We start from the raw sequence: 17,178 nt of genomic DNA, 5'->3' as shown, positions 1-17,178 counted from the left end.
GCAGAAGTGGCTTCTCGGAGGCTCGAACCGCAGTCGTCACAGCACAAGACATTCCCCCAGGCGCGCCAACTACGGGTGGCCGACGCGCGGATTGCGGCTTACGGACCGCGGACCGTGCCGTCTTGACCTCAATGTTGGTCGAGGTTCTACCGTCGTCGGCATGAGCATGGAGACCACGGCGTGGACGCAGCTGTACAGCGTCATGAACGCCAAAGACGAGCGCCGTCCCTTCGCCCGCGCCACCCTGCGCCGCATCGGCGCGTTCGCCCGCCCGCACCGCCGCCGCATCGTCCGCTTCGTGCTGCTCGGGATGGCGACCGCACTGCTCGCCGTCGCCACCCCGGTGCTGGCCGGGAAGGTCGTCGACGCGATCGTGTCGGACGGCGACGAGGGCACGGTCGTGCGCCTCGCCCTGCTCATCGCGCTCATCGCCGTCGCGGAGGCGGTGCTCGGCGTCTTCTCCCGCAGGCTCTCGGCCACGCTCGGGGAGGGACTCATCCTCGATCTGCGGACGGCCGTGTTCGATCATGTGCAGCGCATGCCGGTCGCGTTCTTCACACGTACTCGTACGGGAGCGCTCGTCTCCCGTCTCAACAACGACGTCATCGGCGCCCAGCGCGCCTTCAGCAACACCCTCTCCGGCGTGGTCAGCAACGTGGTCACCCTGCTGCTCACCCTCGCGGTGATGCTGACCCTGTCCTGGCAGATCACCCTGCTCGCCCTGGTGCTGCTCCCGGTGTTCGTCCTCCCCGCGCGGCGGATGGGCCGCCGCATGGCCCGTATGCAGCGCGAGGCCGCGGCCCTGAACGCCGCGATGGGCACCCGCATGACCGAGCGATTCTCGGCGCCCGGCGCCACCCTGATCAAGCTGTTCGGCCGCCCGGAGGAGGAGTCCGCCGAGTTCGCCGACCGGGCCCGCCGCGTCGCCGACATCGGGGTGCGCACCGCCACCGCCCAGGCCGCCTTCATCACCGCGCTCACCCTGGTCTCCGCCCTCGCCCTGGCCCTCGTCTACGGCCTCGGCGGCTTCTTCGCCCTGCGCGGCACCCTGGACGCGGGAGCCGTCGTCGCGCTGGCCCTGCTGCTGACCCGTCTGTACGCGCCGCTCACCGCGCTCGCCGGGGCCCGCGTGGAGGTCATGAGCGCCCTCGTCAGCTTCGAGCGGGTCTTCGAGGTCCTCGACCTGGCCCCGCTCATCGACGAGAGGCCCGACGCCCGCCCGGTCCCCGACGGCCCCGTCGCCGTCGAGTTCGACGACGTCCGCTTCGGCTACCCGTCCGCCGACAAGGTCTCCCTCGCCTCCCTCGAAGAGGTGGCCACCCTGGACACCCGCGGCGGCGAAGAGGTCCTGCACGGCCTCTCCTTCCGCGCGGAACCGGGGCAGACGATCGCCCTCGTCGGATCGTCCGGCGCCGGCAAGTCCACCATCGCCCAGCTGCTGCCGCGCCTGTACGACACCGACGGCGGCACCGTCCGCGTCGGCGGCGTCGACGTGCGCGAACTGAGCGCCCGGTCGCTGCGCGACACCGTCGGCATGGTCACCCAGGACGGCCACCTCTTCCACGACACCGTCCGGGCCAATCTGCTCCTCGCCCGGCCGGGCGCCACCGAGGACGAGCTGTGGGAGGCGCTGCGCCGGGCCCGCCTCGCCGACCTCGTACGGTCCCTGCCGGACGGGCTCGACACCGTGGTCGGCGAGCGCGGCTACCGGCTCTCCGGCGGCGAGCGCCAGCGCATGACCATCGCCCGGCTGCTGCTGGCCCGCCAGCGTGTCGTCATCCTCGACGAGGCCACCGCCCACCTCGACAACACCTCCGAGGCGGCCGTCCAGGAAGCGCTCACCGAAGCCCTCCAGGGCCGGACGGCCGTGGTGATCGCGCACCGGCTGTCCACGGTCAGGGCGGCCGACCGCATCCTGGTGGTCGAGGCCGGCCGCATCGTGGAGAGCGGCACCCACGAGGAACTCCTCGCGGCCGACGGCCGCTACGCCCAACTGCACCGCACCCAGTTCGAGCGCCCGGCCCTCGACAAGGCCGCCTAGGCCGGCCGCGGGGACGCTACTGCGGGCCGGGCGCCCCGGCCCGCACCGGCAGGTCCTGCTCCGCCCAGACCACCTTCCCGTCGGGCGTGCGGCACGACCCCCAGCGCCGGCACATCATGTTGATCAGCTGGAGACCGCGCCCGCTCTCGTCGCTCACGTCCGCGTGCTGGATCTGCGGCAGGTCGGGGCCGGAGTCGGAGACCTCCACGGACAGCCGCTCGTGCCGCAGCAGCCGCAGCTCCCCGGGGGCGTTCCCGTACCGCAGGGCGTTGCCGACCAGCTCGCTGACCACCAGCTCCGTGGTGTCGACCAGTTCGTCCAGGCCCCACCGCTCCAACTGCTCGCGCACCGCCGTACGGGCCTGCCCGGCGGCCTTGCCGTCCGGCGGCAGCGCCCGCACGTACACGTCGCAGTCCGGACCGAGCGGCCGGGCGAACGCGGCCAGGACGATCGCGTCGTCCGACCGGTCGCCGCCGACCCGCTCGGCCACCGCCCGGCACTCGGTGCCGTCCTCGGGCACGCCGCCGCCCACCGCCTCGCGCAGCCGCTCCAGCTGGGTGCCCAGGTCGGCCGTGCGCGACCTGATCAGCCCGTCCGTGTACAGCGTCAGCCGGCTCCGCTCGGGCACCGGTCGCTCGACCGGGTCGTACGGGATCACCCCCGTCCCCAGCGGCGCCCCCGCGGGCACGTCCAGGAACGACACCGCGCCGTCCGGCCCGGTCAGCAGCGGCGGCGGGTGCCCGGCGCTGGCGATGCGGTAGGTGCTGCCGTACGGGTCGTAGACCGCGCACAGACAGGTGGCGACCTGGTCCTCCTCCAGGTCGCGGGCGGCCAGGTCGAGCCGGGCCAGCAGCCGCTCGGGCGCGATGTCCAGCGCCATCAGGGTCCGGGCCACCGTGCGCAGCCGCCCCATGGTCGCGGCGGCGGCCAGCCCGCGCCCCATCACGTCGCCCACCATCAGCGCGGTGCGGCCGCTGGGCAGCGCGACCACGTCGAACCAGTCGCCGCCCACCGCGGCCGGATCGGCGGCCGGGTCGTAGCACGAGGTCACGTCCAGACCCGGGGTGCTCGGGCTGGACCGGGGGAGCAGCGCCCGCTGGAGAGTCACCACGTGGTCGCGCTCGCGCCCGTAGAGGCGGGCGTTGTCGATGCAGACGGCGGCCTTGGACGCCAGCTCCATGGCCAGGGCCACGTCGGTCCGGTTGAACGGCGCCCGATGCCCGGCCCGGACGAAGTCGGCGAGCCCCAGCAGCACCCCGCGGGCGATCAGCGGCACCGCCAGGTAGGAGTGGACGCCCGCCCGGCGCATGATGTCCGACGACTCGCGCGAGGGGGCGATCACGGCGAAGTCGGCGCGCGTCATCCGGGACACCAGCACCGGCCTGCGGGTGGTGAGGCACCGCTGCCCCAGCCGGTCGGCGGTGTGCACCGACAGCTCGCCGACGGGATCGGGCGCCAGGTTCAGGCCCTCGACCTCCGACACCGCCATCGCCCTGAGCCGCGGTGCCTCGCCTCCCGTGACCCGGTCGCCCTCCTGGAACCGCAGCACCGAGTCCAGCAGGTCCACGGCGGCACCGTCGGCCAGCTCGGGCACGGTGAAGTCGGCCAGCTCCTCCGCCGTCCGCCGCACGTCCAGCGTGGTGCCGATGCTCAGGTCCGCCGCGTTCAGCCAGGCCAGGCGGCGGCGCGCGCCGAGCGCCTCCGACATCGACCGCAGCGCGCCCCGTGCCGCCCGGTGCCCGCTCACGAGGGGGTTCGGGGGGCGGCGCAGCCCGCCCAGCCACGCTCGTTCCCGCACGCGTCGCCTCCTCCCACGGCCTCCTGTCCTGATTCTGCCCTGCCACGGGACGACCGGCGACGGCGGACCCCCCTCCGGCGTCCGCACCGGCAGGGGGTGCCGCCCGGCGACGGCTCAGGCGCGCAGCCACACCGCCGTGTCCGACGGCAGCCGGCCTGCCTCGTCCAGCGGCCCGCTGACGAGCAGGACGGCGCTGTGCGCGGGCAGCTCGACCGGTGCCGCGGACAGGTTGACGACGCACACCGGGCCGCCCGCACGCCGGAACGCGAGGACGCCGTCCGGCGCGGGCAGCCAGTCCAGGCCGCCGTCCCCGAACCCCGCCGTGGACCGTCGCAGGCCGAGGGCCCGGCGATAGAGCGAGAGCATCGACTCCGGGTCCGCGCCCTGGCGGTCCGCCGCGTACGCCGACCAGCCCTCCGGCTGCGGCAGCCAGGGCTCGGTCTCCGAGCCGAACCCGCAGTACGGCGCGTCGGCGGCCCACGGAAGCGGTACCCGGCAGCCGTCCCGGCCCGGATCGACGCCTCCGGAGCGGAAGTGCATCGGGTCCTGTATCCGCTCGCGCGGGATGTCCGCCTCGGGCAGGCCGAGTTCCTCTCCCTGGTAGAGGTAGACGGAGCCGGGCAGCGCCAGCGTCAGCAGCGCGGCGGCCCGTGCGCGCCGGGTGCCCAGGGCGAGGTCGGTCGGGGTGCCGAAGGCCTTCTTCGCGAAGTCGAAGCCGGTGTCCGCACGGCCGTACCGGGTCACCGTGCGGGTCACGTCGTGGTTGCAGAGCACCCAGGTGGCCGGGGCGCCGACCGGGGCGTGCTCGGCCAGGGTGTCGTCGATGGTGCGGCGCAGCCGGTCCGCCTCCCACGGGCAGGACAGGAAGTTGAAGTTGAAAGCGGTGTGCAGTTCGTCGGGCCGCAGATAGCGCGCGAAGCGCTCGGCGTCGGGCAGCCACACCTCACCGACGAAGACACCCCCGTACGCGTCGGCGACCTTGCGCCAGGAGCGGTAGATGTCGTGCAGCTCGTCCTGGTCGATGTACGGGTGCGGGTCGACGCCCTCCACGAAGTCCGCCAGCGCCGGGTCCTTGGCGAGCAGCGCGGCGGAGTCGATGCGTACGCCCGCCACCCCGCGCTCGAACCAGAAGCGCAGCACGTCCTCGTGCTCCCGGCGCACCTCGGGGTGGGCCCAGTTGAGGTCGGGCTGCTCCGGGGTGAACAGGTGCAGGTACCACTCGCCGTCCGGGACCCGGGTCCAGGTGCGGCCGGAGAACTGGGAGGGCCAGTCGTTGGGCGGCAGTTCGCCGTCGGCACCGCGGCCGGGGCGGAAGTGGAACCGCTCCCGCTCCGCGCTGCCCGGCCCGGCCTCCAGCGCCGCCCGGAACCAGGCGTGCCGGTCGGAGACGTGGTTGGGCACGATGTCGACGATGGTGCGGATGCCCAGCTCTCGGGCCTCGGCGATCAGCTTCTCGGCCTCGCCCAGGGTGCCGAAGGCGGGGTCGATGGTGCGGTAGTCGGCGACGTCGTAGCCGCCGTCCACGAGCGGGGAGACGTACCAGGGGGTGAACCAGACGGCGTCCACGCCGAGTTCGGCGAGGTAGGGCAGTCTCGCCCTCACGCCCGCGAGGTCACCGGTGCCGTCGCCGTCGCCGTCGGCGAAACTGCGGGGGTACACCTGGTAGATGACGGCGTCGCGCCACCAGTCTTCGGTGCGGTGCGAGTTGGGGGCTGCCACGTGACGGTCCTTTCGGGCAGGGTGGATCTTCGCCGCCGGCCCGGACAGAGCGGGGCGTCGGACAGGCCGGCGGCGAAGGTTGACGGGACGAGCCGGGAGGGAGAGGAGGAAGGGGAGGCAGGACGGGCGGCAGGCGCCCCGGCCCCGGGCCCCTCAGCCCTTGAGCCCTCCGGCGGTGAGTCCGCTCATGATGTTGCGCTGGAAGATCAGGAAGATGATGAGCGTCGGCAGTGAGGCCATGGTGAGAGCCGCGATCAGCACGTTCACGGGCACCCCGTTCGACAGGGAGTAGATCCCGACGTTCAGGGTCTGCTTCGCGGGGTCCGGCAGGGTCAGCATGGGCCAGAGGAAGTCCTTCCAGACGCCCACGATCGCGAAGATCGACACCACGCCGAGGATCGGCCGCGAGATCGGCAGCACGATCGACCAGAGGGTGCGCATCGGCGAGGCACCGTCGATGGAGGCGGCGTCGAGCAGCTCCCGGGGGATCGAGTCGAAGAACCGCTTCAGCAGGAAGATGTTGAAGGCGTTGGTCACCGAGGGCAGCCAGATCGCCCACGGCGTGTTCAGCAGGTTGCGCTCGAAGATCGGCACGTCCAGCACCGTCAGGTACTGGGGCACCACCAGCACGGTCGCCGGGATCATCAGCGTCGCCAGCATCAGACCGAGGATGGCCTTGCCGAGGACCGGCCGGAGCTTGGACAGCGAGTAGGCCGCCGCCACGTCGAACACCAGCTGGAAGGCGAGCGCGCCGAACGCGTAGAACAGCGTGTTCCCCAGCAGGCTCGCCAGGTCCATGACGTTCCAGGCCTGCGAGTAGTTGTCGGGCTCGAAGGACTCGGGCACCAGCGTCGGCGGGGTCTGCACGACCTCCTGGGTGTCCTTGAAGCCGCTGGAGACCATCCAGTACATCGGGCCCAGGAAGACCACGGTGAACAGGGCGACGACGAGGCCGAAGACCACCCAGTACAGCGCCTTGCCGCGCGGGCGGGCGAGCTGGGCCGGTGAGATGAGTGTGCGTGTGGACATCTGTGGATTCCCCCGGCCCTACTCGTCCTCGGCGCGGCTGAGCTTCACGTACGCCGCCGAGAAGCCGGCCAGCAGTACGAGGAGCAGCAGGCCGAGGGCCGCCGCGGCACCGTAGTTGTTGAAGTTGAAGGCGTACTGGTAGATGAGGTAGACGACCGTGGTCGTCGAACCCTCGGGGCCGGCGCCGCCGGTGAGCAGGAAGGGCTCCACGAAGACCTGCATCGTGGCGATGATCTGCATCAGCAGCATCAGCGACAGGATGAGCCGCGTCTGCGGAATGGTGACGTGCCAGATCTTGCGCAGCAGCCCGGCACCGTCCAGCTCCGCCGCCTCGTACAGCTCGCCCGGGATGCCCTGGAGCGCGGCCAGGTAGATGAGGGCCGCGCCGCCCATGTTCATCCACGTCGAGGCGATGACCACCGAGAGCATGGAGAGGTCGGGGTCCTGCAGCCACTGCTGCTCGGGCAGTCCGAAGAACCCGAACACCTCGTTGAGCATGCCGTAGCCGGGGTCGTACAGGTACTTGAACAGCAGCACCGAGGCGACCGGGGGCAGCATCACCGGCAGGTAGACGAGCAGCCGGAGGTACCCCTTGCCGTGCCTCAGTTCGTTGATGACGATCGCGACGACGAACGGCACCGCGAAGCCGAGCACCAGCGCCAGCGCGGTGAACAGCGCGGTGTTGCGCCACGCCTGCCAGAAGGCCGGGTCGTTGAAGACCGTCTCCAGGTTCTCCAGGCCGACCCAGGAGACCTCGCCCTGGTCCGTCTTCTGGAAGGCGAGGAAGAACTCCCGGACCATCGGGTACCAGGAGAAGAACGCGAAGCAGAGAACCGCTCCGATCAGGAAGCCGTGCGCGGTGAGGTTGCGCTTCAGGCTCCTGCCGAACGACCCGCCGCGCTGGGGCGGGCCGTCCACCGGCGGCTGGGCGTGGCGGGCTCTGGCCGCCTTGCTCGGGGTCAGGCTGGGGGCCGACATCGTCGCTCCTTGGGACTGATCTCATGGGCCCCGGGGGGCGGTGCGGCCCGCCCCCCGAGGGAGCCGGTCACTGCGTGGCCAGAACCTGGTTGACCTGCTGCTCCGCGCTGGAGAGCAGCTTGTCGACGTCGGCGTCCTCGTTGGTGAGGAGGCCGGACATCACGTTGTCCAGGACCTTGTAGACCTCCTGGGCCTTCGGCGGCTCGGCCAGGCCCGGGACCGGGGTGTCCATGAACGACTTGAAGTTCTCGACCGGCATCGTGGCGTGCTCGATCCGGGCCGCGTCGTCCTTCTTCTTCGACTCGTTCAGCCAGAAGTTGGGCTGCGGGAGGCCCACCGGCAGCTCGTCCGTCTTCTTGCGGGCCCAGTCGAACTGCCCCTTGCCGACGGTGAGGTTCTCGAAGTTGAGCCAGGCGACGGCCGCCTTGATCTTGTCGGAGGAGATGCCCTTCTTGATCATGTAGCTGTTGCCGCCGGCGAGGGTGTTCTTGCCGCCCGGGATCGGGCCCATGCCGAAGTTCTCGTAGTCGGCGCCGAGCTGCTGCACCATGTACGTGATGTCGTCGGGCGCGGCGAGGAACATGCCGAGCTTGTCGGTGGCGATCTGCTTCTGGAGGTCGCCCCACTGGAGCAGCTGGGTCTTGCCCATGCTCTCGTCCTCCCAGCGCATGGCGTGGAGGTTCTCGGCGACCTCCTTGCCCACCTCGTTGTTGAAGGTCGCCTTCTTGCCGCTCTCGTCCACGACGTCGGCGCCGCGGCTGTACATCTGGGCGGTGAAGTGCCAGCCGCCGGTGTTGCCCGCGCTGTACTCGCCGAAGCCCGCGATGCCGTCGCCCAGGTCGGCGATCTTCTTGGCGGCGGTGCGGAGCTCGTCCCAGGTGCGCGGCGGGGTGTCCGGGTCGAGCCCGGCCTGCTTGAAGAGCTTGCGGTTGATCAGCAGGCCCATCGTGTAGTTGCTGGTGGGCAGGCCGTAGAGCTTGTTCTCGTGCTTGAGCGAGCCGAGGACGTTCGGGTCGATGTCCCCCAGCGCCGGGACCGTCTTGTCGTTGACGTAGGCCGTGATGTCCTCGGCGCCGTCGTTGTCCAGCACCTGGGGCAGGTCGGTGAAGTACGTGTAGAAGACGTCGGGCTGGGACTTGGCCTTCAGCATCGCGGTGAAGCGCGGCGGCTCCAGACACTGGCCCGGGGTGGAGCGCCCCTCGATGGTGACGTTGGGGTAGGTCTTGTTGAACTCCTTGACGTCCTCCTGCCACTCCTTCAGCTCGGCCGCCTTCGCCTTCGGCGGCATGCAGTCGATGGTGATCGTCACCTTGGTCTTCGGGTCCAGCGGAGCGGCCGGGTCGGAGGACCCGCTGCCGCCTTCGGAACCGCCGCCGTCGTCACTGCTGCTCGTGCCGCAGGCGGCGAGAGCGGTCAGGGTGAGGGCGGAGACGAGCGTGATGGCGCCGGCACGGCGAGTACGGCGGAACCGAGCACTTCTCATGGGTGGTCCCCTTCGGGCATGAACGTGGAAGGCGCCCCACCGCCGATGCGTTGTGGGGCGCCGCTCACTCAACCACCGTGAACAAGTGAACGCAATATCTCGCGCTGATTTCGTAAATGTTTGACAGGTGGTTGAAGACGCCGGGTTCTCGCTACCTGGTGGAAACCTGCGCCGTGGAGCCGCGGACGACCAGTTCCGGTTCGAAGAGCAGCTCCCTGTGGGGGACTTCGGTGCCTTGGATTTGTGCGCAGAGGAGGTCGACGGCGGCGCGTCCCATGGCTTCGATGGGTTGGCGGACGGTGGTGAGGGGTGGTTCGGTGCAGGTCATGAAGGCGGAGTCGTCGTAGCCGACGACGGAGACGTCGTGGGGTACGTGGTGTCCGTGGCGGCGGGCGGCGCGGACGGCGCCGAGGGCGAGGGGGTCGCTGGCGCAGATGATGCCGGTGACGCCGCGTGCCAGGAGGCGGGTGGCGGCTGCCTGGCCGCCTTCCAGGGAGAACATGGCGCGTTCCACGTACGCGTCGGGCAGGGCGCCGTGCGCCGCCTCGGCGGCCTGCCGCGCGGCGGCCAGCTTCCGGCGGGAGGGGATGTGGTCGGAGGGGCCAAGCACGAGGCCGATGCGCTCGTGGCCCAGCGACGCCAGGTGCCGCCAGGACTGTCCCACGGCGACGGCGTCGTCGCAGGCGATGCAGGGGAAGCCGAGATCGGGGATGGAGGCGTTGACGAGCACCACGGGGATGTTGCGCTCGGCGAGCAGCCGGTAGTGGTCGTGCGGGGCGTCCGCCTGCGCGAACAGGCCGCCGCCGGCGAAGACGACCCCCGAGACCTGCTGTTGGAGCAGCAGCTCGACGTAGTCGGCCTCGGAGACGCCGCCCTTGGTCTGGGTGCACAGCACCGGGGTCAGGCCCTGCTGGGCGAGGGCGCCGCCGATGACCTCGGCGAACGCGGGGAAGATCGGGTTCTGAAGCTCGGGCAGGACCAGGCCGACCAGGCGGGCGCGCTCGCCCCGCAGCTGGGTGGGCCGCTCGTAGCCGAGGACGTCCAGCGCGCTCAGTACGGACTGCCGGGTCGTCTCGGAGACTCCCGGTTTGCCGTTGAGCACCCGGCTGACCGTGGCCTCGCTGACCCCAACCTTCTTCGCCACCTGAGCAAGTCGTCGCGTCACAAACGCAAGACTAGCGCAAGTCTTCGCAAGAGACTTGCGCCAGTCGGTGACCTGTCCGACAACGGCTATCGTCGGGCCCTTGTCGCGGCCAGGTCTACGGGTTGCGAATGATCTTGAAGGTGGACGTCGTGTTGCGGATGTCCACGGCGTTGTCGTCGAGCTTCAGCCCGTTGAAGGTGACCTCACCGACCGCGGGTCCCTGCCCCGCCTCGGGCATCTCGTTGGCCCACAGGCCGAAACCGGACTTGGCGTCGAAGGCGTCGCCGCTCTTGTGCGCGCCCGTGACGGAGACGTCGGTGAAGACCGTGTCCTTGATCGGGAACTGGGGCTGACCTCCCACGTAGTTCGTCTGGAACATGATGCCGCTGTAGGTCGGGTCGACGATGTCGACGTTGTTGACCCTGATCCCCTGGAACACCTTGGACGCCGAGAACACCCAGATGCCCGGGAAGGTCTGCCCGCCCCAGAAGTGACCGCCGGCCCGGACGATCGAGACGTTCTCGAAGGTCGTCGGGTCGGTGCCGAACCCGTTCATCGGGTAGCCGAAGTCCAGTGAGCTGATGGTGATGCCCGAGTAGACCAGGGTGTCCGCGATGTGGATGTTGCGGAAGGTGTTGTTGTAGCCGCCGTAGACGGCCAGGCCCGCCGCACGCCAGGTCAGCGTGGTCGTGAGGTTCTCGTACAGGTTGTTCTTCATGTCCGCGCCGCCCGCGTCGATCGCGGAGAAGAGCGCGAAGCTGTCGTCGCCGGTCGCCCGGGCGTCGTTGTTGGAGACGAGGTTGTCGGTCGAGCCGTTGGTCATGTTGATGCCGTCGGCGAACATGTTGCGGATCCGGGAGTTCTTGATCGTCATCCGGTCGGTGTTGGCGCCCCAGTACAGGCACACCATGTGCTCGTTCCAGATGTTGTCGATCACGATGTCCGAGGTGTTGGAGAAGTCGAACACCTTGCCTGGTCCGTCGATGCGGCTCGTGTAGTTGCCGAAGTAGGCGAAGTTCGCGAACGTCGAACCCTTCGCGCTCGCCTCGGCACGGAACCCGATGTCGGTGTTGTCCTGCGTGGTGGGCGCGTGGAACTTCGTGAACCAGGGACCGGCGCCGACCACCTTCACCGCCTTGCCGTACACCTGGAACTTGCTCGACGTCTGGTAGTCGCCGGGCGGCAGGTACACGCCGATCAACTTGCCGGAGGTGTCCATGCGGACCCTGTCGAGCGCGTTCTGCACGTCCTGGTGCGTGAACCCGGCCGGCACCGCGTACGCCGCCGGGTCGGGGTTCGCCGCCGCGGAGACCTGCTCCAGGTTGACGAAGTCGATCGCGTAGTCGGAGGTGTTCGCCGCGTCCTTCTGCAGCCGGATCGTGCTGCCCGCCGGGACGGTCTCGCCCAGCATGATGTGCGCCTCGTCGTAGATGTGCCGCGGGGCACCCGCACCGGGGGAGTTGCCCGGCGACGCCTCGGCGCCGTACAGCCACGCGTACTTCGACGTCAGCGGCAGCGCCTTCTTCATGACGCCGTCGACGTACACGTTCAGCGTGGCGTCGATGCCGCCGCCGCCCGGCGCGTCCGGGATCGAGAAGCGGGTCACCAGGGTGTTGGTGTCCGCCTTCGTGGTGAACTCGACGTACTCGCCGGTCTTGTCCAGATGGACGGCCTTGCGGCCGGACGCCTCGCCCGCGATGTCACCGATGGTCCGGTTGGGCCCGACCACGGTGGCACCGCCGCCGACCGAACCGTCCTCCGCCTCGTACATGTCGTACGGCATGTTCGCGCCGCGCCCGACGAACAGCGGCTGCGTGGAGGTGTTGTTCTCCCGCTTGACCGGCAGTTCGTTCGCGTCGTCGGCGACCGTGACCTTCAGGGAGTACGAGCCGTTGGCCGCCTTCCAGGTGCCGAGGCCCACGGCCGGGGCCGTCGAGCCGGCGGCGATGACACCGGAGTGCGCGCCGGTGAGGGTCTTGACCGTGCTGCCCCTGGAGTCGACCAGCGCGAGCGTCACCGTGTGGCTGCCGCCCGCCGAGTCCTGGGTGCCCTGGTTCTTCAGGGCGACCTTGAACGTCACGTCGTCACCGGCGGCCGGACTGGACGGCGAGGTGGTGACGGCGGCGGCGACCAGGTCGGAGCTCTGCACCGGCTTGACGACCAGCGGATCGGGCCGGGTGTAGGTGTTGTTGGTCTCGTTCTGCTCGATGATCTCGTTCGCCTCGTCGGCGACCGCGCTCAGTTCGTAGGAACCGGCCTCGCGTGCCCCGAGGGACGCGCTGACCGTGCGCTGCGCGCCCGCCTCCAGGGCGGGGACGTCGGCGGTGGCGACCCTGGTGCCACCCAGCCGGACGGCGACCTTCCCGGCCGGAGCGCCCGCGGCACCGCTGTTGCGCACGGTGGCGGACACCGTGATCTCGTCCGACTCGACGGGGGAGTCGGGCGCCGTGGTCAGCCCGGTCACCTCGAGGTCCGGGTTGGGCGCCGGGGTGCCGACGACCTGGAACTCGGCGACCTGCCCGGCCGTCGCCCCGCTGTTGGAGGTGAACTTCAGCTGGACGTCCGCGGCCCGTGCGCCGACGGGTATCGTCACGCTGTTGCCGCCGCTCGCGGGGTCGAAGACGTAGTCCCTGGCGGCCACCAGGGAGGTGAGGCCGGACGCGTCCTGGGCGCGGCCGAGCACCTCGATGTTCTGGGTGCGCCTGGACCAGCCGGCGTCGGGGTTGAGCTTGAGGACGACGCTGTCGACGTCCGCGTTCGCGCTCAGCTTCAGGGTCAGCGTGTTCGGGTAACTGCCCGCCGCCCCCTCCCAGTAGGTCGAGGTGCTGTTGTCGTTGGCGTTCTCGGCGACGTAGGTGTGGATGTGGGACGAGGCGCTGATCGGCTTGCCGACGGCCAGGTTCGAGCCGTCCTCGGTGCCGACCCGGATCACGGAGTTGCTGTCGCCCGACTCGTTGCCCGCCGCGTCCTTCGCCCGCACGAAGTAGGTCACGTTCGCCGACGCCGGCTGTGTGTCGGTGTAGGTCGTGACGTCACCGGCGACGCTCTTGCGGAGCTTGTTGTTGGCGTAGACGTCGTACCCGGTGACGCCCCTGTCGTCGGTGGATGCGCTCCACGTCAGCCTGATCTGCCCGGCGGCCGGTTCGGTGAGGGCGAGGTTCGAGGGCGCCGTGGGTGCCTGCGTGTCGCCGGTGTCGGCACGGCGGGTGACCGGGTTGCTGTTGCCCGACTGGTTGCCGGCCGTGTCCTTGGCGCGCACGAAGTAGGTGACCGTGGTGCCGGCCGGCCTGGTGTCCGTGTACGTGGTGACGTCGCCCGCGACCGAGGTCAGCAGATCGCCGTTGGCGTAGATGTCGTACCCCGTGACGGCCGTGTCGTCCGAGGACTCGTTCCAGGTCAGCCTGATCTGCCCGGTGGCGGGCTCGGTGAACGCGAGGTTCGCCGGGGTCGTGGGCGCCTGCGTGTCACCCGTCTGCGGGCCGTAGACCTCCAGCTCGGAGACCTGGGCGGCGGGCTGGCCGGTGTTGGCCGTCACCAGGACCCGGACGTAGCGCGCGGTGGCCGCGTCGAAGGTGACCGCGGCCGACTGGCCGCCCGCCGCGTCGAACGTGTACGCCTTCGCGGCGGTCAGATCGGTGAAGTCCGAGCCGTTGTCACTGGCCTGGATCTTCAGCGTCTGGCTGCGGGTCGGCCAGCCGTCCGGCAGCCGCAGTACGACGCGGTTCACCCGGCGCGCGGAACCGAGGTCGGCCTGGAGCCACTGCGGCAGGTCGTTGTTGGCGCTCTCCCAGTAGCTGGCCCGGTTGCCGTCGTTGCCGTTGCCCGGGGTGTACGCGCCCGTGGAACTGCTCGCCGTCAGCCGCCGGCCGGCGGCGAGGTTCACGGACGACTCCCCGGCGGCGTGCACCTCCAGCTCGGAGAGCTGGGCCGCCTGCCACCCGGTGTTCGCCGTGATGTTCACCCGCACGAACCGTGTCTGGGTGGCGGGGAAGGCGATGGTGACCGTGTTGCCCGACCCCGGGTCGAAGGCGTAGGTGGCGGACGTCTTGAGCGTGCTGAAGCCCGTGCCGTCGGCGCTGCCCTGGACGGAGAGCGTCTGATCGCGGCTCTCCCAGCCGGCGGGCAGTCTCAGGACGACCTCGTCGATCCGCTCGGTGGCACCGAGGTCGGTCTGGACCCACTGGGGCAGGCTGCCGCCGCCGCTCTGCCAGTACGTGCCCTGGTTGCCGTCGGTGATGTTGGCGGCGCCGTACTCACCGTGCGAGCTGCTCGCCGCGGTGGCGTCTCCCACGGCGATGTTGGGCCCACCGGCTGCCGTGGCCGACAGCAGCGGTCCTCCCAACGCCAGGAGACTGGTCGCGACCACGGTGCACAGGGCCCGCGATCTCCAGTTCCGGTTTCTCATCTGTCCCCACATCAGGTAGACACTCAATGTTCTCTGACATTTACGCGGAGCGCTCGCAGAGTTGCAGAGAAATGTTGAGTCGTCTACGGGATGGACAGCGCGAAGTGGGCCTGCCGAAGGGCCGGGTGGGGTGGGTGAGGGCCGGACAGGCGCCGGGGCATGCCTCGGATCAGCGGCTTTCACGCGCTACGTCGGGTAGTCGCAAGCCACTGTCATTTCCTGCAAGAGACTTGCGGTCGCAGGACGGTGCTGAGAGGTCCCTAGTCGGCGGCGGGCTGGGCGGTGGAGCCCCGGACCACGAGTTCCGGTTCGAAGAGCAGCTCGCCGTGGGGGACTTCGGTGCCTTGGATTTGTGCGCAGAGGAGGTCGACGGCGGCGCGTCCCATGGCTTCGATGGGTTGGCGGACGGTGGTGAGGGGTGGTTCGGTGCAGGTCATGAAGGCGGAGTCGTCGTAGCCGACGACGGAGACGTCGTGGGGTACGTGGTGTCCGTGGCGGCGGGCGGCGCGGACGGCGCCGAGGGCGAGGGGGTCGCTGGCGCAGATGATGCCGGTGACGCCGCGTGCCAGGAGGCGGGTGGCGGCCGCCTGGCCGCCTTCCAGGGAGAACATGGCCCGCTCGACGAACTCCTCGGGCAGTTCCGCGCCGGCGGCCCGGGCCGCCTCGCGGGCGGCGGCCAGCTTCCGGCGGGAGGGGATGTGGTCGGAGGGGCCAAGGACCAGGCCGATGCGCTCGTGGCCCAGCGACGCCAGGTGCCGCCAGGACTGCTCGACGGCGACGGCGTCGTCGCAGGCGATGCACGGGAAGTCGAGGTTCTCGATCGACGCGTTGATCAGCACCACGGGGATGTTGCGCTCGGCGAGCAGCCGGTAGTGGTCGTGCGGGGCGTCCGCCTGCGCGAACAGGCCGCCCGCGAACACCACTCCGGAAACCTGCTGTTGGAGCAGCAGCTCGACGTAGTCGGCTTCGGAGACGCCGCCCTTGGTCTGGGTGCACAGCACCGGGGTCAGCCCCTGCTGGGCGAGCGCGCCGCCGATGACCTCGGCGAACGCGGGGAAGATCGGGTTCTGAAGCTCGGGCAGGACCAGGCCGACCAGGCGGGCGCGCTCGCCCCGCAGCTGGGTGGGCCGCTCGTAGCCCAGGACGTCCAGCGCGCTGAGCACGGACTGTCGGGTCGTCTCCGAGACCCCCGGCTTGCCGTTGAGCACCCGGCTGACCGTGGCCTCGCTGACCCCAACCTTCTTCGCCACCTGAGCAAGTCGTCGCGTCACAAACGCAAGGCTAACGCAAACACCGCAAGCGGCTTGCTTCAGTCCCAGGAGATCTGGGCGACGACCGGAAGGTGATCGCTGCCGGTGGCGGGCAGGGTGCGCAGGGCGCCGACGGTCCCGGCGCGGGCCATCACCTGGTCGATCCGGGCCAGCGGCAGACCGGCGGGAAAGCTGAGGGCGAGGCCTCGCTCGGCCGTGGTGAGCCGGGTCGTCAAGGGATCCAGCGCTCGGTCGTCGACCGTGCCGTTGAGGTCGCCCAGCACTACCACCCTGCGCAGCTCCTCCGCGGCGAGGGCGTCCCCGAGCAGGCCGGCGCTCTCGTCCCGCCAGGACGACGCGAGACCGCTCACCCCCACCCGGACCGACGGCAGGTGCGCGACATAGACGGCGACTTCACCCTGCGGCGTGTGCGCCACCGTCCGCAGCCCCCGCTGCCACTTCTCCTCGATGCCCCGCGGCTTGATGTCCAGAGGACGTGAACCGGAGAGCGGATACTTCGACCAGAGCCCGACGGTGCCCCGGACCGTCCGGTACGGATAGTCGGGGGTGAGGGTCTTCGCGTAGACCTCCAGTGCCGGCGGCACCAGTTCCTCCAGGGCGACGAGGTCGGGCCCGGTTCCGGCGAGCGCGCGGGCCGTGCCCGCCGGGTCGGTGTTCTCGTCGCTGACGTTGTGCTGCACCACCACCAGGTCGTCGGCGCCGGGCTCCGGCGCGGGCAGGAGCAGCCCGCCGAAGAGGTACGTCCAGGCGGCCGCCGGCAGGAGCAGTGCCACCAGGGCGAGCGCCGAGCGGCGCACCAGCGCCAGGACGAGCAGCACCACGACGACCACGCCGAGCCACGGCAGGAAGGACTCCAGCAGACTCCCCAGCCCGCCCACGCGGTTGGGCACCGAACGGTGGAACGAGAGCAGGAGAGCGGTGCACACCGCCAGCCCGGCGAGCACCCGTCCACGCCCGCGCCTCCAGGCAGACGGGCCCGGCTCATTCGTCCGCTGAGTCGATCCCGGCCGTCTCACCCACCGTCGCACCGTCTTCACCGCCGAAGCCGCACCACGGCCCGCCCGCTCCACCATTGCTTTCCGTCCACTCGTCCTTGCCCGTCAGGACGATCCACTGCACTGGTCGGGTTCCCGGGGCAAGGCGATCAGTGGGCCCTCGCCCTGGCGCGTTCCCCTGAGCGGAACCGTGGCCCATGCGGGCGGCCGACCCGGAACTGGCGCTGCCATGAACACCCTGGGGACCGCCCGGCGCACGAGGAGGCGGCACTCGATCTGCTGCTGGAGGACCTCGGCTGAACCCGCTGCTTTCTC

Annotated in this window: 10 protein-coding genes; 1 reads left to right on the top strand and 9 read right to left on the bottom strand. The window is 70.6% G+C overall.

The features are described from left to right. Positions 1-166 precede the first annotated feature (166 nt). Complete coding sequence (locus tag ACFYZ3_RS32160) at positions 167-2,041, top strand: ABC transporter ATP-binding protein (protein WP_388525272.1); 1,875 nt, start codon at positions 167-169, stop codon at positions 2,039-2,041. A gap of 16 nt (positions 2,042-2,057) precedes the next feature. Here the strand turns inward: ACFYZ3_RS32160 and ACFYZ3_RS32155 are convergent, their stop codons facing one another. From ACFYZ3_RS32155 to ACFYZ3_RS32115, 9 genes are all read right to left on the bottom strand, one after another. Beyond that, a complete protein-coding gene (locus ACFYZ3_RS32155; protein ID WP_388525119.1) occupies positions 2,058-3,839 on the bottom strand; it encodes a SpoIIE family protein phosphatase in 1,782 nt (593 codons plus the stop codon). Between the two features lie 114 nt (positions 3,840-3,953). After that, the gene (locus ACFYZ3_RS32150; RefSeq protein ID WP_388525116.1) at positions 3,954-5,558 is read right to left on the bottom strand and encodes a glycoside hydrolase family 13 protein; all 1,605 of its coding nucleotides are present in this window, start codon (positions 5,556-5,558) and stop codon (positions 3,954-3,956) included. Positions 5,559-5,711: 153 nt separating this feature from the next. After that, on the bottom strand, positions 5,712-6,587 hold the full coding sequence (locus ACFYZ3_RS32145) for a carbohydrate ABC transporter permease (RefSeq protein WP_388525113.1): 876 nt from the start codon (positions 6,585-6,587) through the stop codon (positions 5,712-5,714). An 18-nt stretch (positions 6,588-6,605) separates the two neighbouring features. Then, positions 6,606-7,565 (bottom strand): carbohydrate ABC transporter permease, encoded by a 960-nt coding sequence (locus ACFYZ3_RS32140; RefSeq protein ID WP_388525110.1) that lies wholly within the window; start codon positions 7,563-7,565, stop codon positions 6,606-6,608. A gap of 67 nt (positions 7,566-7,632) precedes the next feature. Further along, positions 7,633-9,048, bottom strand: a complete 1,416-nt coding sequence (locus ACFYZ3_RS32135; protein ID WP_388525107.1) for an extracellular solute-binding protein — start codon at positions 9,046-9,048, stop codon at positions 7,633-7,635. Positions 9,049-9,199: 151 nt separating this feature from the next. Continuing rightward, complete coding sequence (locus ACFYZ3_RS32130; protein WP_388525104.1) at positions 9,200-10,213, bottom strand: LacI family DNA-binding transcriptional regulator; 1,014 nt, start codon at positions 10,211-10,213, stop codon at positions 9,200-9,202. Between the two features lie 94 nt (positions 10,214-10,307). Further along, a complete protein-coding gene (locus ACFYZ3_RS32125; RefSeq protein ID WP_388525101.1) occupies positions 10,308-14,597 on the bottom strand; it encodes a discoidin domain-containing protein in 4,290 nt (1,429 codons plus the stop codon). 260 nt (positions 14,598-14,857) lie between these two features. Continuing rightward, a complete protein-coding gene (locus tag ACFYZ3_RS32120; protein WP_388525098.1) occupies positions 14,858-15,868 on the bottom strand; it encodes a LacI family DNA-binding transcriptional regulator in 1,011 nt (336 codons plus the stop codon). A 38-nt stretch (positions 15,869-15,906) separates the two neighbouring features. After that, positions 15,907-16,812, bottom strand: coding sequence for an endonuclease/exonuclease/phosphatase family protein (locus ACFYZ3_RS32115; RefSeq protein ID WP_388525095.1), 906 nt, complete (start codon positions 16,810-16,812; stop codon positions 15,907-15,909). Between the last annotated feature and the right edge of the window lie 366 nt (positions 16,813-17,178).

It is taken from the genome of Streptomyces sp. NPDC001599 (assembly GCF_042893535.1).
Taxonomy (GTDB): Bacteria; Actinomycetota; Actinomycetes; order Streptomycetales; family Streptomycetaceae; genus Streptomyces.
Note: the sequence above shows the minus strand (reverse complement) of the source record. Positions and strands in the feature narration are given on the sequence as shown.